The 19,717-nt window shown below is 71.9% G+C and carries 22 protein-coding genes; 9 read left to right on the forward strand and 13 right to left on the reverse strand.

Annotated features, from left to right (window positions below):
• The first annotated feature begins 43 nt into the window (after positions 1-43).
• Positions 44-802, forward strand: coding sequence for an enoyl-CoA hydratase-related protein (locus miv_RS21485; protein ID WP_048429744.1), 759 nt, complete (start codon positions 44-46; stop codon positions 800-802).
• Positions 799-1,662 carry an SDR family NAD(P)-dependent oxidoreductase gene (locus miv_RS21490; protein ID WP_207178747.1) on the forward strand — a complete coding sequence of 288 codons (864 nt, stop codon included), beginning with the start codon at positions 799-801 and terminating at the stop codon, positions 1,660-1,662. Before miv_RS21485 ends, miv_RS21490 begins: the two co-directional genes overlap by 4 nt.
• Here miv_RS21490 and deoC read toward each other — a convergent pair.
• Positions 1,656-2,345, reverse strand: a complete 690-nt coding sequence (gene deoC / locus miv_RS21495; RefSeq protein ID WP_244748641.1) for a deoxyribose-phosphate aldolase — start codon at positions 2,343-2,345, stop codon at positions 1,656-1,658. The genes miv_RS21490 and deoC overlap by 7 nt on opposite strands.
• Positions 2,346-2,433: 88 nt before the next feature.
• Positions 2,434-2,697 carry a hypothetical protein gene (locus tag miv_RS21500; protein ID WP_207178750.1) on the reverse strand — a complete coding sequence of 88 codons (264 nt, stop codon included), beginning with the start codon at positions 2,695-2,697 and terminating at the stop codon, positions 2,434-2,436.
• Positions 2,698-2,973: 276 nt separating this feature from the next.
• Here miv_RS21500 and miv_RS21505 point away from each other — a divergent pair, with 276 nt between their 5' ends.
• Positions 2,974-3,732, forward strand: coding sequence for an FkbM family methyltransferase (locus tag miv_RS21505; RefSeq protein ID WP_207178752.1), 759 nt, complete (start codon positions 2,974-2,976; stop codon positions 3,730-3,732).
• 86 nt (positions 3,733-3,818) lie between these two features.
• Here the strand turns inward: miv_RS21505 and miv_RS21510 are convergent, their stop codons facing one another.
• On the reverse strand, positions 3,819-4,460 hold the full coding sequence (locus miv_RS21510) for a CatB-related O-acetyltransferase (protein ID WP_207178753.1): 642 nt from the start codon (positions 4,458-4,460) through the stop codon (positions 3,819-3,821).
• 349 nt (positions 4,461-4,809) lie between these two features.
• Between miv_RS21510 and miv_RS21515 the strand changes: the two genes are divergently transcribed.
• On the forward strand, positions 4,810-5,028 hold the full coding sequence (locus miv_RS21515; protein ID WP_207178755.1) for a hypothetical protein: 219 nt from the start codon (positions 4,810-4,812) through the stop codon (positions 5,026-5,028).
• 47 nt (positions 5,029-5,075) lie between these two features.
• Here the strand turns inward: miv_RS21515 and miv_RS21520 are convergent, their stop codons facing one another.
• The 10 genes from miv_RS21520 to miv_RS21565 all read right to left on the reverse strand — a co-directional run bounded on the left by miv_RS21520 (position 5,076) and on the right by miv_RS21565 (position 15,450).
• Entirely contained in the window at positions 5,076-5,309 is a 234-nt protein-coding gene (locus miv_RS21520) for a hypothetical protein (RefSeq protein WP_165085980.1), read from the reverse strand.
• 255 nt (positions 5,310-5,564) lie between these two features.
• Positions 5,565-5,798, reverse strand: coding sequence for a hypothetical protein (locus tag miv_RS21525; RefSeq protein WP_207178756.1), 234 nt, complete (start codon positions 5,796-5,798; stop codon positions 5,565-5,567).
• Positions 5,799-5,925: 127 nt separating this feature from the next.
• Positions 5,926-6,603 carry a peptide chain release factor H gene (gene prfH, locus miv_RS21530; RefSeq protein ID WP_207178757.1) on the reverse strand — a complete coding sequence of 226 codons (678 nt, stop codon included), beginning with the start codon at positions 6,601-6,603 and terminating at the stop codon, positions 5,926-5,928.
• A gap of 1 nt (position 6,604) precedes the next feature.
• The gene (locus miv_RS21535; RefSeq protein ID WP_207178758.1) at positions 6,605-7,822 is read right to left on the reverse strand and encodes an RNA ligase RtcB family protein; all 1,218 of its coding nucleotides are present in this window, start codon (positions 7,820-7,822) and stop codon (positions 6,605-6,607) included.
• A gap of 258 nt (positions 7,823-8,080) precedes the next feature.
• Positions 8,081-9,022 (reverse strand): 2-hydroxyacid dehydrogenase, encoded by a 942-nt coding sequence (locus miv_RS21540; RefSeq protein WP_207178760.1) that lies wholly within the window; start codon positions 9,020-9,022, stop codon positions 8,081-8,083.
• A 300-nt stretch (positions 9,023-9,322) separates the two neighbouring features.
• On the reverse strand, positions 9,323-10,942 hold the full coding sequence (locus miv_RS21545) for an ABC transporter ATP-binding protein (RefSeq protein ID WP_207178761.1): 1,620 nt from the start codon (positions 10,940-10,942) through the stop codon (positions 9,323-9,325).
• A gap of 1 nt (position 10,943) precedes the next feature.
• Positions 10,944-11,825 (reverse strand): ABC transporter permease, encoded by an 882-nt coding sequence (locus tag miv_RS21550; protein ID WP_244748642.1) that lies wholly within the window; start codon positions 11,823-11,825, stop codon positions 10,944-10,946.
• Positions 11,825-12,793, reverse strand: coding sequence for an ABC transporter permease (locus tag miv_RS21555; RefSeq protein WP_207178763.1), 969 nt, complete (start codon positions 12,791-12,793; stop codon positions 11,825-11,827). Before miv_RS21555 ends, miv_RS21550 begins: the two co-directional genes overlap by 1 nt.
• An 11-nt stretch (positions 12,794-12,804) precedes the next feature.
• The gene (locus miv_RS21560) at positions 12,805-14,373 is read right to left on the reverse strand and encodes an ABC transporter substrate-binding protein (RefSeq protein ID WP_207178765.1); all 1,569 of its coding nucleotides are present in this window, start codon (positions 14,371-14,373) and stop codon (positions 12,805-12,807) included.
• 306 nt (positions 14,374-14,679) lie between these two features.
• On the reverse strand, positions 14,680-15,450 hold the full coding sequence (locus miv_RS21565; RefSeq protein WP_207178767.1) for a class II aldolase/adducin family protein: 771 nt from the start codon (positions 15,448-15,450) through the stop codon (positions 14,680-14,682).
• Between the two features lie 236 nt (positions 15,451-15,686).
• On the opposite strand from miv_RS21565, the gene miv_RS21570 reads away from it, so the two are divergent.
• The 5 genes from miv_RS21570 to miv_RS21590 all read left to right on the forward strand — a co-directional run bounded on the left by miv_RS21570 (position 15,687) and on the right by miv_RS21590 (position 19,708).
• Positions 15,687-16,403 (forward strand): GntR family transcriptional regulator, encoded by a 717-nt coding sequence (locus tag miv_RS21570; RefSeq protein ID WP_244496553.1) that lies wholly within the window; start codon positions 15,687-15,689, stop codon positions 16,401-16,403.
• Positions 16,400-17,428, forward strand: a complete 1,029-nt coding sequence (locus miv_RS21575) for a histone deacetylase family protein (RefSeq protein ID WP_207178769.1) — start codon at positions 16,400-16,402, stop codon at positions 17,426-17,428. The genes miv_RS21570 and miv_RS21575 overlap by 4 nt, the downstream gene beginning before the upstream one ends.
• 9 nt (positions 17,429-17,437) lie before the next feature.
• Positions 17,438-17,758, forward strand: a complete 321-nt coding sequence (locus miv_RS21580) for a cupin domain-containing protein (RefSeq protein WP_058618872.1) — start codon at positions 17,438-17,440, stop codon at positions 17,756-17,758.
• Between the two features lie 100 nt (positions 17,759-17,858).
• The gene (locus tag miv_RS21585) at positions 17,859-18,065 is read left to right on the forward strand and encodes a hypothetical protein (protein WP_207178771.1); all 207 of its coding nucleotides are present in this window, start codon (positions 17,859-17,861) and stop codon (positions 18,063-18,065) included.
• A 92-nt stretch (positions 18,066-18,157) separates the two neighbouring features.
• Complete coding sequence (locus miv_RS21590) at positions 18,158-19,708, forward strand: Na+/H+ antiporter (protein WP_207178772.1); 1,551 nt, start codon at positions 18,158-18,160, stop codon at positions 19,706-19,708.
• Positions 19,709-19,717: the final 9 nt, after the last annotated feature.

Below are 19,717 nucleotides of genomic sequence, written 5' to 3' on the forward strand. Positions count from 1 at the left end.
GTCACGAAAGATCCTGCGTCCAGGCCGCAATCCCGAGGGTTCCATGACCGACCACGTCCGCATCACCGACCAGCCCGGCGGTGTCCGCCTCGTGCAGCTCGCCCGCCCCGAGAAGAAGAACGCGCTGACCGGCGCGATGTACGACGCCATGCGGGAGGCGCTGGAGGGCGCCGACCGCGAGGGATCGGGCGTCGGCGCGGTGGTGTTCGCCGGGTCGGAGGGCGTGTTCACCGCCGGCAACGACATCGCGGATTTCGTCGCCCGGGCGGAAAAATCCTTCGGGGAGGCGCCGTCGCTGCGTTTCATCCGCCAGCTCGCCGTGACCCGTACCCCGATGGTGGCGGCGGTGGACGGGCTCGCGGTCGGGGTCGGGACGACGCTGACCTATCACTGCGACCTCGTCTACGTCGCGCCGGCCGCCACCTTCCGGATGCCCTTCGTCGATCTCGGCCTCGTGCCGGAGGCCGCCTCCAGCTACCTGCTGCCGCGCCGGGTCGGCGTGGCGAAGGCCACCGAACTGCTGCTCCTCGGCGAGGCCTACGGGGCCGACGAGGCGGTGCGGCTCGGCCTTGCCAACGCGGTCGTGCCGGCGGACGGCCTCCTGGAGCACGCGCTGGCGCAGGGCGCCAAGCTCGCCGCCAAGCCCCGCCAGGCGATCGCCGCCGCCCGCCGGCTGATCCGCGGCGACCACGCGGCCGTGCAATCCGCCATGGCGGCGGAGGCCGAGGCGTTCGACGCGGCCTTACGCTCGCCCGAGGCGCAGGCCGCGTTCCAGCGCTTCCTGTCCCGCGCGCCCCGGTGAGGCCCGCAGGCGTCCCGGACCTTTCCGGAAAAGTCTGCCTCGTCGCCGGCGCCTCGCGCGGGGTCGGCCGGGGCATCGCCCGGGCCTTGGGCGAGGCCGGCGCCACGGTCGTGGTCACCGCGCGCTCCAGCGAGACCGGTGCCCGCACCGACCAGCGCTCCGAGGCCCTGGAGGATACCGCCCGGGAGGTCGACCTCGCGGGCGGGCGCGGCCACCACTACCTGTGCGACCACACCCGCGAGGGTGAGGTCGACGCGATGGTGCGCTGGGTGCTGCGCCGCTTCGGCCGGATCGACGTCGCGGTGTCGAGCGTCTGGGGCGGCAACGAGGGCTATGACGGCGTGCGCTACCCCGATGGCGCCGCCTGGGGCACCGCGTTCTGGCGCCGCGGCCTCGCGCCCCTGCGCCACGGCATGGAGACCGGGCCGCTCGCCGGCCTGCTGCTGGCCCGCGCCGTCGCCCCCGCGATGGTCTCGGCCAAGGGCGGGCTCCTGGCGCTGGTCTCGTTCGCCACGGAGGCCTATCTCGGCGACCTGTTCTACGACCTCGCCAAATCCGCCACCAACCGCCTCGCCCTCGCGATGGCGGAAGAGCTGCGCCCCTACGGCGTCACCGCGCTCGCCCTGGCGCCGGGCCTGGTGCGGACCGAGCGGGTGCTGGAGGCCGGCATGGGCGGCGAGGCCGGGGAGAGCCCGCTCTATGCCGGACGGGCGCTGGCGGCGCTCGCCGGCGATCCGGCCGTGGCCGAGCGGGGCGGACAGGTCGTGCACGTCGCCGACCTCGCGGCCGCGTACGGCTTCACCGACGAGGACGGCAGCCGGCCGGCGCGCTGGCGGCCGGAGGACGCCTCGCCTCAGTAGCCGTCGCCGGCAAGGCCAGCGGTCACCAGGGCCACGCCCGAGCTGGTGCCCAGCCGGGTCGCCCCGGCGGCGATCATGGCGCGGGCGGTGTCCAGGCTGCGCACGCCGCCCGACGCCTTGACGCCGATTCCGTCGCCCACCGTCGCCCGCATCAGGGCGACGTCCGCCACGGTGGCGCCGCCGGTCGAGAAGCCGGTCGAGGTCTTGACGAAATCGGCCCCGGCCTCGACCGCCAGCGTGCAGGCGAGACGCTTCTGCGCGTCGTCCAGGAGGCAGGTCTCGACGATCACCTTCAGCACCCGGCCCCGGCAGGCGGCTCGCACCGCCGCGATGTCGTCCCGGACAGAAGCGTGGTCGCCGGCCTTCAGGGCGCCGAGCGCGATAACCATGTCGATCTCGGCGGCACCGCGGGCGACGGCCCCGGCGGCCTCCGCGGCCTTGTCCCGCGGCATGACGGCCCCGAGGGGGAAGCCGACGACGGAGCAGGGGGCGACGGCGCTGCCGGCCAGGATCTCCGCCGTCAGCCCGACATGGACGGGATTGACGCAGACCGCCTTGAAGCGATGCGCCAGCGCTTCCTCGCAGAGACGCCGCACCTCGGGCGCGGTCGCGTCGGCGCGCAGGAGCGTGTGGTCGATCAGGCCGGCGAGATCGTGCGAGCCTGACAATGCGGACGCGTCCAAGGCGAAATCCCTCCCGGCGGCGCCGGGAGCAGCCCGCGCACGGCCGGGACGGCTTCCCATCATGGTGCGCGGGCCGTCAAGCGGCGCGTCAGCGCGAGGACGCCCCGCGGATCGACGCCACCACCCGCTCGACGAAGGCGACGCCGGACTCGGTGAAGGTGATCTCGTCCTCGCTCAGCGTCGCGAGACCGCGTTTCTCGACCTCGGCGGCGCCCTGCGGGTCGGCCTCATGGCCGCTGCCGTCCCGGCGGATGACCGAACTGATCGGCTGGCCGCTGATCAGGTGGTGGTAGGCCGCGAAGGCGAAGATCGACAGGGCGCGGTCGGACAGGTCGGTGGTCTCGGCAGCCATCGGGTCTCTCACAGGCGTGTGGGGGTACCCGCGCGAAGCGGGGTCGTGTGCGCCCACAACGTCCGGTGGTTGGATAAGTCCCGCGCGGTCCTGCGCTGCACGGTGCCGCAGCGCGGGCGACCGCCGATTTTCGTGCGAAGCCGAGGTGCGTCGGCGGGCCGGCGCTTCGCCCGCTCGGGTTCCGTATTTGGTCGCGGATTCCTGCCGCCGAACCGGTGTTCACTTCGGCGAAATCCGCTTAGGCATCGGTGCAGCCGTCGCCGTCCCGGAGTTTCGATGACTTGTCCCGAAGGTACCCGCCCGCGGGGCACCGCCGCCGCCATCGGCCGTTCGCTGCGGCTCTATCGCGGCGCGGGCGCCCCCCGGGCCGCGATGGACGCGCTCTACCGCCGCTTCGTGCGACCGGACGACCTGGTGTTCGATATCGGCGCCCATGTCGGGGACCGGGTGGCGGCGTTTCGGCGCCTCGGCGCCCGGGTCGTCGCCCTCGAGCCGCAGCCGGGACCGATGCGGGCCCTGCGCCTGCTCCACGGCCGCGATCCCGGCGTGGTCCTGATGGCGGCCGCCGCGGGAGATCGATGCGGTGACGTCGTGCTCCACCTGAACCGCGCCAACCCGACCGTGTCCACGGCGTCGCCGGGCTTCATCGCGGAGGCCGCGGGGGCGCCGGGCTGGGAGGGTCAGATCTGGGACGACCGGATCACGGTGCCGGCCACCACCCTCGACCGGCTGGTGGCGGAGCACGGGCGCCCGGCCTTCGTGAAGATCGACGTCGAGGGATTCGAGGACCGGGTGCTCGCCGGGCTCACGCAGCCGCTGCCGGCCTTGTCCTTCGAGTTCACCACCATCGCCCGGGCGGTGGCCCTGCGCTGCCTCGACCGGCTGGCGGAGCTCGGCCCCTACGGGTTCGACGTGGCGCTCGGCGAGAGCCAGTCCCTGCGATTCGGCCGCCCGGTCGGGCGCGACGCGATGGCGGACTACCTCACCGGCCTGCCGCCGGAGGCGAATTCCGGGGATGTCTACGCCCTGCTGTAGGCCTGAACAGGGCGAGAGAGTGCGTCGCCATGCTGGGCGAACTGGCCTCGGCGGAACCAGCGCCAGCCCGTTACGGCGGTCTCGGGTCAGTCGGCGCGCTCTAGGGCGTCGATGTCGGCGCCGCGAATGGCGGCGAGGTTCTTGGTGATGCGCGCGATCGGCCAGTTCCACCAGGCGACGCGAACGAGGCGCTCCGTCACGTCGGGCGAAAAGCGGCGGCGGCGCTCGACGGCCGGATTGCCTGCCACGATCGTGTAAGGGGCGACGTCCTTCGCGACCACGCTGAAGGCGCCGATCACCGCGCCGTCGCCGATCGTGACGCCCGGCAGGATCACCGCTTCTGCGCCGATCCAGACATCGTTGCCGACCACCGTGTCGCCGCGCAAGCCCGCCGTGATGGTGCCGACGTCAAAGCCCTCCTCCCATCCGCCTCCGAAGATGTTGAAGGGAAAGGTGGAGAAGCCCGTCAAGGCGTGGTTCGCGCCGTTCATGATGAAGCGCACGCCTGTCGCGATCGCGCAGAAGCGGCCGATTCGCAGCGTGTCGCCCAGGAAGTCGTAATGGTGCAGCACATTGCGCGAGGCGAAGAGCCGCGCATTCTCGGGGTCGTCGTAATAGGTGTAGTCGCCGATCTCGATCTTCGGATCGTCGATCAGGGGCTTCAGGAACACGATCCGCGGGTGCGCGGGCACGGGATGAATCGAGCGGGGGTCCGGTCCGAGAGGCATGGGGTCTCAGCTATCACGGCACCGCGGCGCTGGTCCAATCTGGCGACAGACATGCCGCCGACATTGCGGTCGGCGGCTTCACGCGGGACATGGCCTTGCGCAACCTCGACCGGCTCGCGTTGTGAGCGCACGGGTTCGACGTCGCGCTCGGCGAAAGCCAGGCGTTGAGCCTCGGGCGTCCCATTTCATGGCGCGCCAGGGCGGCGCACCCCAGGGGGCTACCGCAGGCGGCGAAGTTCCGGGGGTGTCTATGCGTTGCTCCCGGCCTGAACGACCGCGACGGCCATGCCGTTGGGGAGCCGTTTACGCCTCGTGCGCGAGGCTGGGCGCAGGTTGCACGGGGAGCGGCATGGAAGGTCGGATCGGAATCGGTGTGGCGGTGGGGCTTGGAACGCTGTGGCTCACCGGGGCGGCCTTTGCCGGCTCGCCCGACAGCCGGGACCGGATCCAGCGAGACCTCGACGCGATGACGCGGCACGACCTCTGCGCGCGGGACGATGCGGAGCTCAAGCGCCTCCACCGCGATCTGTCGAAACCCTCCGCCGCGAGGGTCGGCGCGAAACGTTAGGGGCGGATGCCGGCCGGGGGCCGGCACCGATCGGTCGAGCGGGCGGCTCAGTCGGCCGAGCGCACGATCTTGGTGATGGCGAGCGGGGGCTTGCCGGACTTTTCCGCGATGTCGCGGTCCTGCTCCTCGATCACCTGGCGGACGGCGCCGTCGACGTCGTGCTCGAGGGTGGCGGTGCGGGGTACCCGGCGGTTGGAGCGGCGCGAGCCGTCCTCGTAATAGACGTCGAACAGGACGTAGCCCGTATCCTGCACTTTCGGCTTCTGCTTCGAACGCAGCATGGTCGTTGACTCTTCTTGGCGGCGGGGCGCACGGCGTGACGGCGCGGCCCGTGAGGCCACGCCGGCATGCGGCCCGCGCCGCGAGGGGGAGGATCGATCGAGTGACGGCGGTCCTTCGGGCACTCGGTCGGGGGCCTGCCGCGAAGGGGCGGGCGCGCGACGCGAGCGAGGATATGGGCCCGAACGCCGCAGAACGCCAGCGCGAAGCGCCAGCGTCGATGCCGCAGTGCAGAAAAACGAGGAACGGTCCGGCGATCAGCCGGTATACATCACCGCCGCCACCGGGGCGGCCGTCGGGCGGGCGGTGTGGGTCATGGCCCAGATCGACCAGGCGGCGAGGCCCGAGCAGGAGAGCAGCACCAGCCCGCGGACGTAGCGCCCGCGATGGATGTCACGCACGGCATAGACCGGCATCAACGCCGCCTTGGCGAGGTTGCGCAGGGCCAGAACCATCAGGATTGCCATGAAGGCCGTCACTGTCCCGAGCATGTCCATCCCCCTTTGGCCGTGAGCCGTGGCGGAGCTTATCCCCGCAACACGACGAAACGAAGCCACCCGCCGGAAATAATCGCTGCGACGTGTCAACTCGGCCACAGCGATCCTGCACGCCGAATGGTTAACGATGCGTAACGGCGTGGGTCGGACGCGCCGCCCCTCGACGCTCCCGCCTGAAATCCGGCCCCGCATAGGCGCGGACCGCGCTGCCGCCGCGATCCGCGACCGTGACGGTCAGGGCCCAGCGCTCCTGCGCGCCGGCCTGCGCCCGGGCCTCCGCCCGGGCCCGGAGCGCGAGGCCGAGCCGGGCGAGGGCCAGGGCGCGGTTGCGGTGCTGGCTGCGCTCGGTGTCGCAGGTGACCGTGAGGCCGCTCGGACCGTGGCGCAGCCGCACGGCGCTGTCCGTCGTGTTGACGTGCTGGCCGCCGGCGCCGGAGGCGCGGAACGTCTCCCAGCGCAGGTCGGATTCCCGGATGCCGAGATCCTCGATCCGGGGCGGCACCACCCGGGCGACGGAGACGAACCAGTTCTTGCGCCCGTGTCCCGGCCGGAGCGGGCTCGGGCAGGTCCACCGGACGGTGCCTTCCCAGGACCGGGCCCAGGAATCCAGGGACTCGCCGTCCTCGCCGTCGAGGCGGACGAGGGCGGAGAGCAGGCCGGGTTTTCCCGGCACCGTCTCCAGCACCGTGGCGGCGAGGCCGGCCTCCCCGGCCTCCCGCACCAGCACGTCGCACAGGCCCGCGACCGCCAGCCGGCATTCGCCGGGCCCGCGGCCGGCGCTGAGTTGCAGCAGCACCATCTCAGCGCTCCCGGTGTTTGGCCGCGCGGGCGCTGCGGCGCTCGCGCAGGCGGGCCTGCTTGTCGGCCCGGGCCGGACCGTCGGGGTCGAGCGAGCACTTGAAGGTGACGAGCGGGTGCAGCACCGCGAGGGTCCGCACCAGCCCGGCGGCCTCCAGGTCGCCGACGACGGACGCGGCCGGCTTGTAGGCCGGCGCCGCCTCCTCCCAGAGCAGGCGCTCGTCGCCGCAGACCACGACGCCGCCATAGGGGTTGCGGGCGAGGTCCTCGCGGCGCAGGCGGCCCTTCAGCTTGGCCTTCGCCTCGTGCCGCCCGAGCTTGCGCCCGGCGCCGTGGGCGAGCGACCACAGCGCGTCGGCCCGGTCCGGGACCGGCGCGACGAGGACGCTGACGTCGCCCCGGGACCCCGGCACGACCACCGGCCCGCGATCGGCCGGGGCCGCGCCCTTGCGGTGGAGGTGGCAGCGGCAGCCGCCGACCTCCACCGGCGAGACGCCGTTGTGGCACAGGTCGAGGAGGCAGCGCCCCTCGGCCCCGAGCGCCGTCAGCGCCCGGTGGGCGACGAGGTCGCGGTTGGCGCGGGCCCAGGCCACGGCCGCGTCGTGGTCTGCCAGATAGGTGTCGCCCTCCGGCGTGTCGGCCCGCAGGGGCGAGGCCCCGTGCCGCTCGGTATGGGCCCGCAGGATCGCCTCGCCGAAGCCCCGGCTGCCGGTATGGACCAGCAGGGCGAGGCGGGTGGGATCGAGCCCGATCCGGGTGGCGGCCTCGGCATCGCGGATCTCGGCGACCGCCTGCACCTCGAGGAAGTGGTTGCCGTGCCCGACCGTGCCGAGGGAGGCGTCATAGGCCGTAGGCGCGACGCCGCGCTCGGCGAGCCAGCCGGCGGTGTCGCCGTCCCAAGGGCCGTCGAGCCCGTCGAGCCGGGCGGCGATCCGGTGCGGATCGGCCCGGCGCGCCGCGAGGTCGGTCTGCCACAGGGCCATGCCGCAGCCGATATCGGAGCCGACGAGCGTCGGCCGGATCAGTCCCTCCGACAGGAAGGCCGCTCCGACCGGGCCGTTCTTGCCGGGATGGAGGTCCGGCATGCCGACGGTCTCGCGCATGCCGGGAAGGGCGCCGGTCTCGTCGAGCTGGCGCAGGGCCTCGCCCTCGATCCAGGTCGAGGCGGAGGCGACCACGCGAACGCCGGGGGCGCGCGTGGCGATGATGGGATTGCCCATGAACAATGTGGATTCCGGGGCTGCGCAAGGCAGCCGAAGACGAGCCTCAGCGAGCGGACGAACCGCCTCGCTGCGTCAGAACGCCGGTCCGCCGCCCATGCGGGGATCCTCGCGTCGTTGCCCCGTCAGAGGACGGGGCGGGCATGGATGGATTCCATGGCTCGCCCTCCGGCCGGGTCCAATCCCGGTCCACGGCTCAATATTACCGCAACGGAAGCGGCGTCGCAATCCGCCGGGCGTCGCGGCTCGCCAGGGCCGTCAATAGCCCCGCGCCGGATCCACCGTGTCCGGCGGCACCCGGCCCTCGCGCACGGCCTGGGCCGCCGCGAGCAGGGTGCGGGCGACGGCCTGCGGGCTCGCCTCGCAGGCCTCGTGCGGGGTGATGCGGATCGCCGGGTGGTCCCAGAACGGATGGGCGGCGGGCAGCGGCTCGGTGGCGAAGACGTCGAGGGCCGCGCCCGCGAGCCGGCCGGATTCGAGGGCCGCCAGGAGATCGGCCTCGACTAAGTGCTCGCCGCGGCCGACCTGGACCAGGTAACCCCCCGGGCGCAGGCGCGAGAAGAGGCGCATATCGAGGAGGCCGCGCGTCTCCGGCGTCAGCGGCAGCAGGTTCACCAGCACCTCGCTCTGCCTGAGCATCGCCGCGAGCCCGTCGGGCCCGTGATGATGGACGATGCCGGGATCGGCCGCTTGCGGGCCGCGGCTCCAGGCCCGGACCGGGAAGCCGAGGGCGGCCAGATCTCTGGCGACCCGCCGGCCGATCTTGCCGTAGCCTAGGATCCCGACCGGCACCGCGCTCGCGTCCCGCGGGTAGAGCCGGCGCCAGAGGCGGTCGCGCTGGTTCTCGGCATAGGTGGAAAAGCGGCGCTGGTGGCCGATGACGTGCCAGAGCACGAAGCCCGACATCGCCCGCGCCTGGTCGGGATCGACCACCCGCACCACCGGCAGGTCGGGCGGGCGACCGGGACAGGCGAGCAGGTTGTCGACCCCCGCGGCGATCGAGCAGAGGGCCGCGAGGTTGGGATAGCGCGCCAGCGCGTCGGCGGGCGGGCGCCAGGCCAGTGCCAGGCGCACCCGCTCGGGGTGCGGTGCCGGATCGTCCAGGATCTCGACATGATCGGCAATCTCGGCGAGCGCCGTGCCGAACAGCCCGCGCAGGTCGGTGGTGGTGCTGAGCAGCACGCAGGGCAGGCGGTCCATCGTCGGATCTGTTCAGGCAGAGGTGTGGTCGAATGCGGTGAGTGAGTGGAATGTCCCATCCACAACCTCATCCTGAGGTGCGGGCGATCGAAGATCGCTGAGCCTCGAAGGAGGGCTCCAGCTCGCTCGGAGAGTTCTGGAGCCCTCCTTCGAGGTCAGTCCATCTCCGATGAACTGACACCTCAGGATGAGGTCGTGGGTAGGATATGCCCTGCTGTTCCCAGCTTTATGGAAGACGATCCTGCTCAAACAGGCTCTCAGGATGAGGTCGATGATTTGAAAAGCGGGATCACGGGACCCTCACGCCGCCTGCCGCACCCGGCCCGGCACGGCGTCGAGGAGCGCGCGGGTATAGGGATGCTCGGGATTGGCAAACAGCGCGCTCGCGGTCTTGAGCTCGACGATCTCGCCCTGGCGCATCACCGCGATCCGGTCGCAGATCTGGGCCGCGACGCGCAGATCGTGGGTGATGAACAGCATCGACAGGCCGAGCCGCGCCTTCAGGTCTTCCAAGAGCGCCAGAACCTGGGCCTGGACCGAGACGTCGAGGGCCGAGACCGCCTCGTCGGCGACCAGCACCTCGGGTTCGAGCGCGAGCGCCCGGGCGATGCCGATGCGCTGGCGCTGGCCGCCGGAGAATTCGTGGGGAAACCGCTCCAGCGCCTTCTCGTCGAGGCCGACGAGCGAGAGAAGCCGGCGCGCCCGCTCCATCGCCTCCCTGAGTGGCACCCCGTGCGCCACCGGCCCGTCGGCGATGATCTTGCCCACGCTGCGGCGCGGGTTGAGCGAGGCGAAGGGATCCTGGAACACCATCTGGATGCGGCTGCGGGCTTGGCGCAGGGCCTCGCCCTTCAACCCCGTCAGGTCGGTGTCGCCGAGGCGCACCCGGCCGGAATCGGGGTCGATCAGCCGCATGACGAGGCGAGCGACCGAGGATTTGCCCGAGCCCGATTCGCCGACGAGGCCGAGGGTCTCACCGCGATGGAGCGCGAAGGCGACGTCCCGCACCGCCGCCGTGCGGCGCTTGGCGCGAAACAGGCCACCACCGGTAACGTAGGTCTTCTGCAACCCCGTCACCTCGACCGCCTTCGGCCCGGAGAGGGGCGGGCGGCTCGGCGGGTCCATGGTCGGCACGGCGGCGAGAAGCGTGCGGGTATAGGCCGCCTGCGGCCGGCCGAGCACGGCGCTCGCCGGTCCTTCCTCCACCACCCGGCCGTGGCGGAGCACCAGCACCCGGTCGGCGATCTCCGCCACCACGCCGAAATCGTGGGTGATGAACAGGACCGCCATGTTGCGGCGGGTCTGGAGGTCGCGGATCAGCTTGAGGATCTGCGCCTGGGTGGTCACGTCGAGGGCGGTGGTCGGCTCGTCGGCCACCAGCACGGCGGGTTCGAGGGCCAGCGCCATGGCGATCATCGCCCGCTGGCGCTGGCCGCCGGAAAGCTGGTGGGGATAGGAGCGGACGATCTGCTCGGGGTTCGGCAGCCCGACCTCGCCGGCGAGCGCCACCGCACGGGCGCGGCGCTCCTTGGGGGTGAGCTGGCCGTGGGCCTCGAACATCTCGGCCATCTGGTCGCCGATCCGCATCAGCGGGTTCAAGGCCGTCATCGGCTCCTGGAAGATCATCGCGATCCGCCGTCCGCGCGTGTCGCGCCAGCCGGCATCGTCCTGGGCAAGCAGGTCGGTCTCGCCCAGGCGGATGCTCCCCGAGACCGGCCGCACCGCCTTCGGCAGCAGGCCCATCAGGGCATGGGCGCACATCGACTTGCCGGAGCCCGATTCGCCGACGAGGCACAGGATCTCGCCGGCCACGAGGTCGAACGACACGCCGTCGACGGCGTTCGGCCGGTCGGCGCCCTCGGGCAGGGCCAGACTCAGATTGCGGACCGAGACGGCGGCGCGGGTCACGTCGGCATCCATCTCAGCGCTCCCGGGACAGGCGCGGGTTGAGGGCGTCGTTCAGCCCCTCGCCGATCAGGTTGAGGGCGAGCACGGTGAGCAGGATCAGCACGCCCGGAAAGGCGGTGATCCACCAGGCCTGCCGGATCACCGTGCGGCCGGCCCCGACCATGAATCCCCAGGACATCCGGTTGGGATCGCCGAGCCCGAGGAACGAGAGCGAGGATTCGAGCAGGATCGCGGTGGCGACCATCAGCGAGGCCAGCACCACGATCGGCGACAGGGTGTTGGGCAAAACCTCCCGGCGCAGGATGGTGAAGGTGGTCTGGCCCGTCACGATCGCCGCCTGGACGTATTCGCGCGAGCGCAAGCTCAGCACCTCGCCGCGCACCAGCCGGGTCACCGGCGGCCAGCTGACCAGCGCGATGGCGAGGATCATCGAGGACAGCGAGGGCTGGAGGATCGCCACCAGCACGATGGCGAGCGCGAAGCTCGGCACGGTCTGGAACAGCTCGGTGAAGCGCATGAGCGCGTCGTCGACCCGGCCGCCGAGATAGCCGGCGAGCGCCCCGAGCGGCACCCCGATGAGGAGGGCGGCGAGCGTCGAGACGAGGCCGACGATCAGCGAGACCCCGGCCCCGTGCATCAGCCCGGCGGCGATGTCGCGCCCGAGCGCGTCGGTGCCGAGCGGCACCCGCTCCAGGGTGAAGGGCGGCACGAAGGGCCGCTGCACCATGCGCCAGGGCGAGGTCGGGTAGAGCACCGGCGCGAGCAGGGCCGCGGCGACGACGAGGGCGAGGACCACCAGCCCGAACACCGCGCCGGGATGGCGCAGGAAGGCCGCGAGGGGTCCGCGGCGGCGGCGGGCCGGCGCCGGGGCGCTCAACGGGAGGGCGCCGCTCATCACGCCACCTCAATGCGGGGATCGACCGCGCGGTAGACCACGTCGGTGACGAGGTTGAAGACCAGCACCATCGCGGAAGAGACCACGAAGACGCCCAGCAGCAGGTTGTAGTCGCGCTGGAGCAGGGCCTCGTACATGAGCCGCCCGATCCCCGGCCAGGCGAAGACCGTCTCGGTCAGCACCGCACCTCCCACCAGCGTTCCGGCCTGGAGGCCGGCCAGCGTCACCACCGGCAGGAGCGCGTTGCGCAGGATGTGGCGGCGCTGGATCACCCCCTCGGTCAGGCCCTTGGCCCGCGCCGTCTTCACGAAATCGAGGCGCGAGACCTCCAGCATCGAGGAGCGGGTCATCCGCACGTAGACCGCCATGAAGAACAGCCCCAGCGTCATGGCCGGCAGGACGAGATGGTGGGCGATGTCGAGGGCGCGGGCGAGCCCGGTATAGCCCGCCCCCACGGTCTCGAAGCCGAAGCTCGGCAGCCAGTCGAGCCGGACCGAGAACAGGATGATCGCCATCAGCGACACCCAGAAGAGCGGCGTGGCGTAGAACAGCAGCGCGAGGCCGGTGATCGCGGTATCGGCCAGGGTGCCGGCCCGCCGCGCGGCGAGCGAGCCCAGCAGCACCCCGAGCGACAGCGAGACCGCGAAGGCGGTGCCGGTGAGAAGCAGGGTCGCCGGCAGCCGCTCGCCGATCAGCGTGGCCACCGGCATCTGCTGGCGCACCGAATAGCCGAGATCGAGCGTGGCGATGCTGCCGAGATAGGCGGCGAGCTGGCGCGGCAGCGGCTGATCGAGGGCGAATTTTTCCCGCAGCTGGGCGATGAAGGCCTCGTCGCCCGCCCCCGCCTCGCCGGCCATCACCAGGGCCGGATCGCCGGGGGCGAGGCGGATCAGGAAGAAGTTCAGGACCACGATGGCGAGGAGCACCACGATGCCCTTCACGATCCGCTGCGCGACGAAGCCCACCATGCTGTCAGCCCTCAGCGGTCGATCCAGGCATCGCGAAAACCGTCATTGACGCCGATGCCGGTGGTGACGAGGTCGTGGACCTTGCAGCGGGTGATGGTCGGGAATTGCAGCTCCAGAAGCCAGGCGTTCGGTGCGTCCTCGACGAGCGTCTTCTGCACCGCGTCGTAGATCGGCCGGCGCTGGTCGTCGCCGACCGCCACCGCACCCTTCGCGAAGGCCTCGTCGACGCTCGGGTTGGAATAGCCCTCGACGTTGTTGAACGGCGAGCCCTTGGCGATCTGCGAGGTGACGTAGTTGCGCCCGACCCCCAAGGCGGGGTCGCCGTACTGATAGAGATACGTGAAGGCGATGTCGTAGTCCCAGTCGGAGGTCTTCTGGTTCCAGCCGGCGACGTCGGTGGCGACGAGCTCGACCTTGATGCCGGCATCCTCGAGGTTCTGCTTCACGGCCTCGGCCCAGCGCTGCCAGGTCTCGCCGTAGGGGAGCGGCAGCAGGCGCACGGTCTCGCCCTTGTACCCGGATTCCTTGAGCAGGGCCTTAGCCTTGGCGGGGTCGTAGGCATACTTCGCCGCCTTGGCGTCGTGGTAGCGCACGGTGGAGGCGAACGGGCCGGTGGCCGGCTTGCCGAGCCCGTTCCAGACCACGTCCCGGGCGAAGTCGCGGTCCAGCGCGTAGGACACCGCCTGGCGGAAGGCCTTGTTGGCCATCGGGCCCTTGCGGTTGTTGAGCCAGAGCCAGGACATCGGGCTGAAGAACTCCCAGCCCTTCGTCGTCGAGCAGGCGCCCTTGAGCGCGGAGAGGCGCTGTACGTCGAAATTCTCGACCGAGCCGCCCGGCAGGATGTCGACCTTGCCGGTCTCGAACGCCACGGCGCGGGCGGCGGCGTCGGGGATCACGTGCCAGTAGATCTCGTCGAGATAGGGTTTTCCCGCAACGTGGTAGTTCGGGTTCTTCACCAGCCGGATGTAGGAGCCCTTCTTCCACTCCTTGAACATATAGGGGCCGGTGCCGATCGGCGTGTTGTTGGCCGGGTTGGTCTTGTAGTCGGTCCCGGCATAGATGTGCTTCGGGATCATCGGCAGCGAACCGACCTCGAAGATGCCGAGGAACGGGCCGAACGGCTCGGACAGGGTGAACACCACCGTGTACGGATCGGGCGCCGTCACGCTGGCGACGCGGGCGAGGTTGCCGCGGGCGCGGGCATGGGTCTGGCGCAGGAGTTCGACCGAGAAGATCACGTCGTCGGCGGTGAACGGCTTGCCGTCGTGCCAGGTGGCGTTCTTGACCAGCTTGAAGGTGTAGGTCTTGCCGTCGTCGCCCATGCTCCAGCTCTCGGCGAGGCCGGGCAGGGGCTTGAGCGCGGAATCGTAGCGCAGCAGGCCCTCGTAGATGTTGCCGGCCACCATCTGGGTCGGGCCGTTCTGCACCATCGCCAGCATCAGGCCGGGCGGCTCGGGCTGGATCACCGCGTTGGCGGTGCCGCCGGGCTTCGGGGCGCCGGAGGTGGGAGTGGCTTGTGCGAAGGCCGCGCCGGCGAGCGCCAGGGAGAGCACGGTGCCGGCCATGAGCGTCTTGAGCATCGAGAGTGTCCCCGTTGGTCCCTGTGGCGGCGTCGTGAGACGGTGAACGCGCGGGTCGCGCGCATCTCCCCTCTCCCCGCGGGCGGGGAGAGGGCTCCGGCGACCTTGTCGTCGACGGAGCGAGGCGTCAGCCGAGGGTGAGGGGGTGTCTCCGGAAGAGGCTCACGCGTCGAGACCCCCTCACCCTCGCTTCGGCTTTCGCCTCCGCTTGCCGCGGACCCGACAAGGGGTCCGCAGCCCTCTCCCCGCCTGCGGGGAGAGGGGAAACCCGCGCTCGTCTCGGAAGCGGGCGGGTCGGGCGTCGCCCTATTCTCTATAATCCGGGTCGCTGCGCTCCAGCATGCGCTTGAAGGCGTCCCATTCGGGGTCGGGCAGCCGGCCGGTCTCCATCTTGTCGTAGAACGACGTGTACTGGCCGGCGGTCTTCGCCGCGACCGCCGCCGAGGGGCGGATCAGCGGGGCGCCGGCGGCCTGGAGCGCGAGCTGAGCCCGGCACGAGCGCTCCAGGTTGTGCATCAGCTTGAACGCCTCGGCCACCGAGCGGCCGCAGGTCAGCATGCCGTGGTTGCGCAGGACCATCACCGGCTTGTCGCCGAGATCGGCCACCAGGCGCTGGCGCTCGTCGAGGTCCAGCGCGATGCCCTCGTAATCGTGGTAGGCGAGGCGGCCGGCGAACTGCATCGACCACTGGTTGAGCGGCAGCAGCCCTTCCTCCTGGCAGGAGACGGCGACGCCCGCCACCGTATGGGTGTGGAGCACGCACAGCGCGTCCTCCCGGGCGGCGTGGACCGCGCTGTGGATGGTGAAGCCCGCCGGGTTGATGCCGAGGCCGCAGGGATCGTCGACCACCCGGCCGTCGAGGTCGACGGTGACGAGGTTGCCGGCCTTCACCTCCTCGAAGCGCAACCCGTAGGGGTTGATCAGGAAGTGGTGCTCCGGCCCGGGCAGCCGGGCCGAGATGTGGGTGTAGATGCTGTCGTCGAGACCGAGGCGGTGGATCAGCCGGTAGGCCGCCGCGAGGTCGACGCGGATGCGCTGCGCGGCTTCGCCGGCCTGCGGATGAGCGGATGACGACATCGGACCTCCGTGCGGACGGTGTCGCGGCAGAATCGAACGCCGCGAGATCTTGACGTGATCGATCGATGCGACGCGGATACTCGCGCGCCGACATCCGGATACAGGACCGGGCGGACCCACGACAGGATCCGGCATGACCGGAGACTGACCCGGCCTTGCATCTCGATCAAGCCAAAAGTGTCGACAATCGACGCCTACGCGTTGCACAATCCGGCCACGGAGGTGCGATGCGCACGATGTCCCAACCCGTCGGATTGCCGGTGCTGGCCGAGAGCGACCTCGTGCGCCAGGTCGCGCGCCGGCTCACCGACGCGATCGTGCAGGGGCGGTTGCCTCCCGGCGCCAAGGTGGCGGAGGCGGCGGTGGCGCGCGAGCTCGGCATCAGCCGGGCGCCGGTGCGGGAGGCCGCCCGCCTGCTTGAGAGCCAGGGCCTGCTGATGGCCTCGCCGCGGCGCGGCTTCTTCGTGCGCGAGCTCTCGGCGCGGGACGTGGACGAACTCTATGCCTTGCGTCTCTGCGTCGAGCGCCACGCGGCGGTGGAGGCGGCGCGGCGCCTGACGGCGGAGACGAGGGCGGCCCTGCGCCGCCAGCTCGACCTGATGCGGGACCTCGCCCGGCGCGATGACCCCGCCACCATCGTCGAGGCCGATTACCAGTTCCACCGCCTGATCTGCGAGGCCGCCGGCAATGCCCGGCTCCTGCGCCTGTTCGACGGGCTGGCCTCGGAATTGCGGATCGTGATCGGGCTGATCGGCCGGCTCTACGACGACCCCGACGAGATCGCCCGCACCCACGAGCCGGTGCTGGCGGCGATCGAGGCCGGCCATCCGGAGCGGATCGTCGCCCATGTCGACCACCATATCGGCGTCGCCCGCCGGGAGGTCGTCCGGCTGCTCGAGAGCCTCACGCCGCAAGGCCCCCCACCCCGCAACGAGACGTCGGAGACCCCATGAAGGCCGTTCATTCCGAGGACCATCGCAGCCACGACCCGAAGTTCTTCCTGGTGCGCGGCCAGGTGAAGCCCGCCGCCGACCAGCCGGAACGGGCCGACCGCCTGCTCGCCGGGCTGAAGGCCGGACACCACACGGTGGTGGCGCCGCAGGCCCACGGCACCAGCGCCCGGGCCCGGGTCCACAGCCCGGACTACCTCGCCTTCCTGGCGCAGGCCTGGGAGGAATGGGAGGCGCTGCCGGACCACGGCGCGGAGATGATCGCCAACATCCACCCGGTGCGCGAGGCCGCGACCTACCCGACCCACATCGTCGGGCGGCTCAGCTGGCACACGGTCGACACCGCCTGCCCGATCGGGCCGGGCACCTACGCGGCCGCCGCTGCCGCCACCGACGTCGCGGCGAGCGCCGCGCAACTCGTGCTCGACGGCGAGGGCGCGGCCTACGCGCTCTGCCGCCCGCCCGGCCACCACGCCTATCGCGACCGGGCCGGGGGACACTGCTACTTCAACAACAGCGCGGTCGCCGCCGCGGCCTTGCGCCAGCGCCACGCCCGGGTCGCGGTGCTCGACGTCGACGTGCATCACGGCAACGGCACGCAGGGCATCTTCTACCGCGATCCGAGCGTGCTCACCGTCTCGCTCCACGCCGATCCGCGCGGCTTCTATCCCTTCGTCTGGGGCTACGCCCACGAGCGCGGCGAGGGAGAGGGGATCGGCGCCAACCTGAACCTGCCGCTGGCGCTCGGCACCGGCGACGACGCCTATCTCGACGTGCTGGAGGGCGTGGCGAGCCGCACCGTGAAGGCCTTCGCCCCGACCGCGCTGGTGGTGGCGCTCGGCCTCGACGCCTCGGAGCACGATCCGCTGGCCGGGCTCGCCATCACCACCGAGGGGTTTTCGCGCATCGGGGCGGCGCTCGGAAGACTCGGCCTCCCGACCGTGCTCGTGCAGGAGGGCGGCTACCTCTCGGATCTCCTGGGCGAAAACCTGACGGCGGTGCTCGCCGGCTTCGAATCGGCCCGATAGGAGATCCCGATGGCCTTCGCCTGCACGATCCCCGCTGTCCCGACCGTCCAGGTCGACGACGAGACCGTCCGCATCACCCGCTGGGACTTTTCGCCCGGCGCCGTCACCGGCTGGCACGAGCATGGCTGGCCCTATTTCGTGGTGATGATCACGGAGGGCACCCTGCGGGTCCATGACGGCACGAGCGTCACCGAGGTGCCGCTCGCCCACGGCCAGTCCTACCGGCGCCCGGCCGGCATCCGGCACGACGTCCAGAACGGCTCCGACCATCCGATTGCCTTCGTGGAGATCGAGGTGAAACGGCCGGAGGGGCTGGCGGCGGCCGGATGACATCGCGGCGGCCGGGGCGACGGCTCCGGCCTTTGGTTTCGTCACGCGCCCGCAACGCGTCCGCCCCGCCATGGCCGCAATGGGGTGGTGATCAAGGCGCATGACCGACCGCAGCCGCATCGACTGGACCGCCCCGGCGCAACTCGTCGTCTGGCCGGGCGACGAGGCCGGGGAGCGCCCGACCACGACCCTGCGCGAGGCGGTGACGGCCGCCCGTGCGGTGGAGGGCGGCATCGCCTGGATCGTGCTCGCCGACGGGCACATCCTGCGCCCCGCCGAGATCGCCGAGCTGCAGGCCGAGCTCTAAGCCGTCCCACCGCCCGCGATCGGACCGGCCGGAGCGCCCGGCAAACCATCCGCAGCCCTCGCGCGTTGCTCACCCTTGCAACCGGAGGGGTGATGCTGATCTTCGAATGGATCGCGGGCGTGCTCGTCGTCGCGGTCCTGCTCGCCGGGGTGGCACGGCGCCTCGGGGCGCCGTTCCCGGCCTTCCTGGCCATCGGCGGGGTCGTGCTGGCCTTCGTGCCCCAGGTCCCGCGCCCGGGCCTCGACCCCGATCTGGCGCTGGCGCTCTTCCTCGCCCCGGTCCTGCTCGACGCCGCCTACGACACCAGCCTGCGCGACCTGCGGCGCAACTGGCGGCCGATCGCCGGCCTCGTCGTCGGCGCGGTCGGGGTCACCACGGTGGCGGTCGCCCTGGTGGCGCGCTGGCTCGTGCCCGACATGCCGTTCGCCGCCTGCATCGTGCTCGGCGCCATCGTGGCGCCGCCGGACGCGGTGGCGGCGCTCTCGGTGCTGGCCCATGTCCGGCTGCCCCACCGCCTCGTCACCATCCTCAAGGGCGAGAGCCTGTTCAACGACGCCTCGTCGCTGCTGATCTACCGCCTGGCCCTCGGGGCGGTGGCGACGGGGTCGTTCGCCCCGTCCGAGGTCGCTCCGACCTTCCTGATCGGCGTCGTCGGCGGCCTCGCGGCGGGGCCGCTGCTGGCGATGCTCTACGTCCGGCTGATGCGCCGCGTCACCGATCCGCCGAGCGCCGTGGTGCTGCAATTCGTCGCCACCTTCGGGCTCTGGCTCGCCGCGGAGCGGGTCGAGGTCTCGGGCGTGCTGACGGTGGTGAGCTTCGGCCTCACCGTGTCGCGGCTCTCGCCCCAGACCGTGCCGGCGCATTTGCGGATCACCTCCAACACCGTCTGGGAGACGGCGGTGTTCGTGCTCAACGTGCTCGCCTTCGTGCTGGTCGGCCTGCAGATCGGCCCGATCCTCGAAGGCCTGAGCCCGGCCGAGCGGCACCACTACGCCCTCGTGGCCGCGGCGGTGTTCGGCACCACCGTGGCGGTACGCCTCGCCTGGGTGCTCGGCGCGCGGTCGGTCGCGCGGCTGTGGCACCGGGTGCTCGGACCGAGCGGCCCGCCGCCGATCGGGCTGCGCTCGGGCACGACGGTGGCTTGGTGCGGCATGCGCGGCGTCGTCACCATCGCGCTCGCCCTGGCGCTGCCGGGCGACTTCCCGCACCGCGACCTCGTGGTGCTCACGGCCTTCTGCGTCGTGCTCGGCACGCTGGTGATCCAGGGTCTCACCGTGCGCCCGCTGCTCGCCTGGTTCTCCCTCGGCGACGACGATCCGGTCGGCCACGAGATCGGCCGGGCCCGGGCCGCCGCCTATCGGGCCGCGCGCGACAGCCTCGACGGCGACGACTCGCCCCATGCCGAGGCGCTGCGCCGGGAATTCGACGCGGCGCTCAGCGAGGCCGAATCGCACGACGAGGGCCTGGCCCCCGAGAGCCTGCCCGCCGACGGCCTGCGCCGTCGCGCCGTCGAGGCCGCCCGCGGCGTCATCCTGGACCTGCGCGACCGCGGCGAGATCGGCGACGACGCGTTCTTCCGCCTGGAGGAGGAACTCGACTGGACCGAACTGAGCGCGACGCCGCGGGACGAGGTGGTGCCTTGAGGCCCACGT

The organism is Methylobacterium indicum, from assembly GCF_017347565.1.
GTDB classification, from domain to species: Bacteria; Pseudomonadota; Alphaproteobacteria; order Rhizobiales; family Beijerinckiaceae; genus Methylobacterium; species Methylobacterium indicum.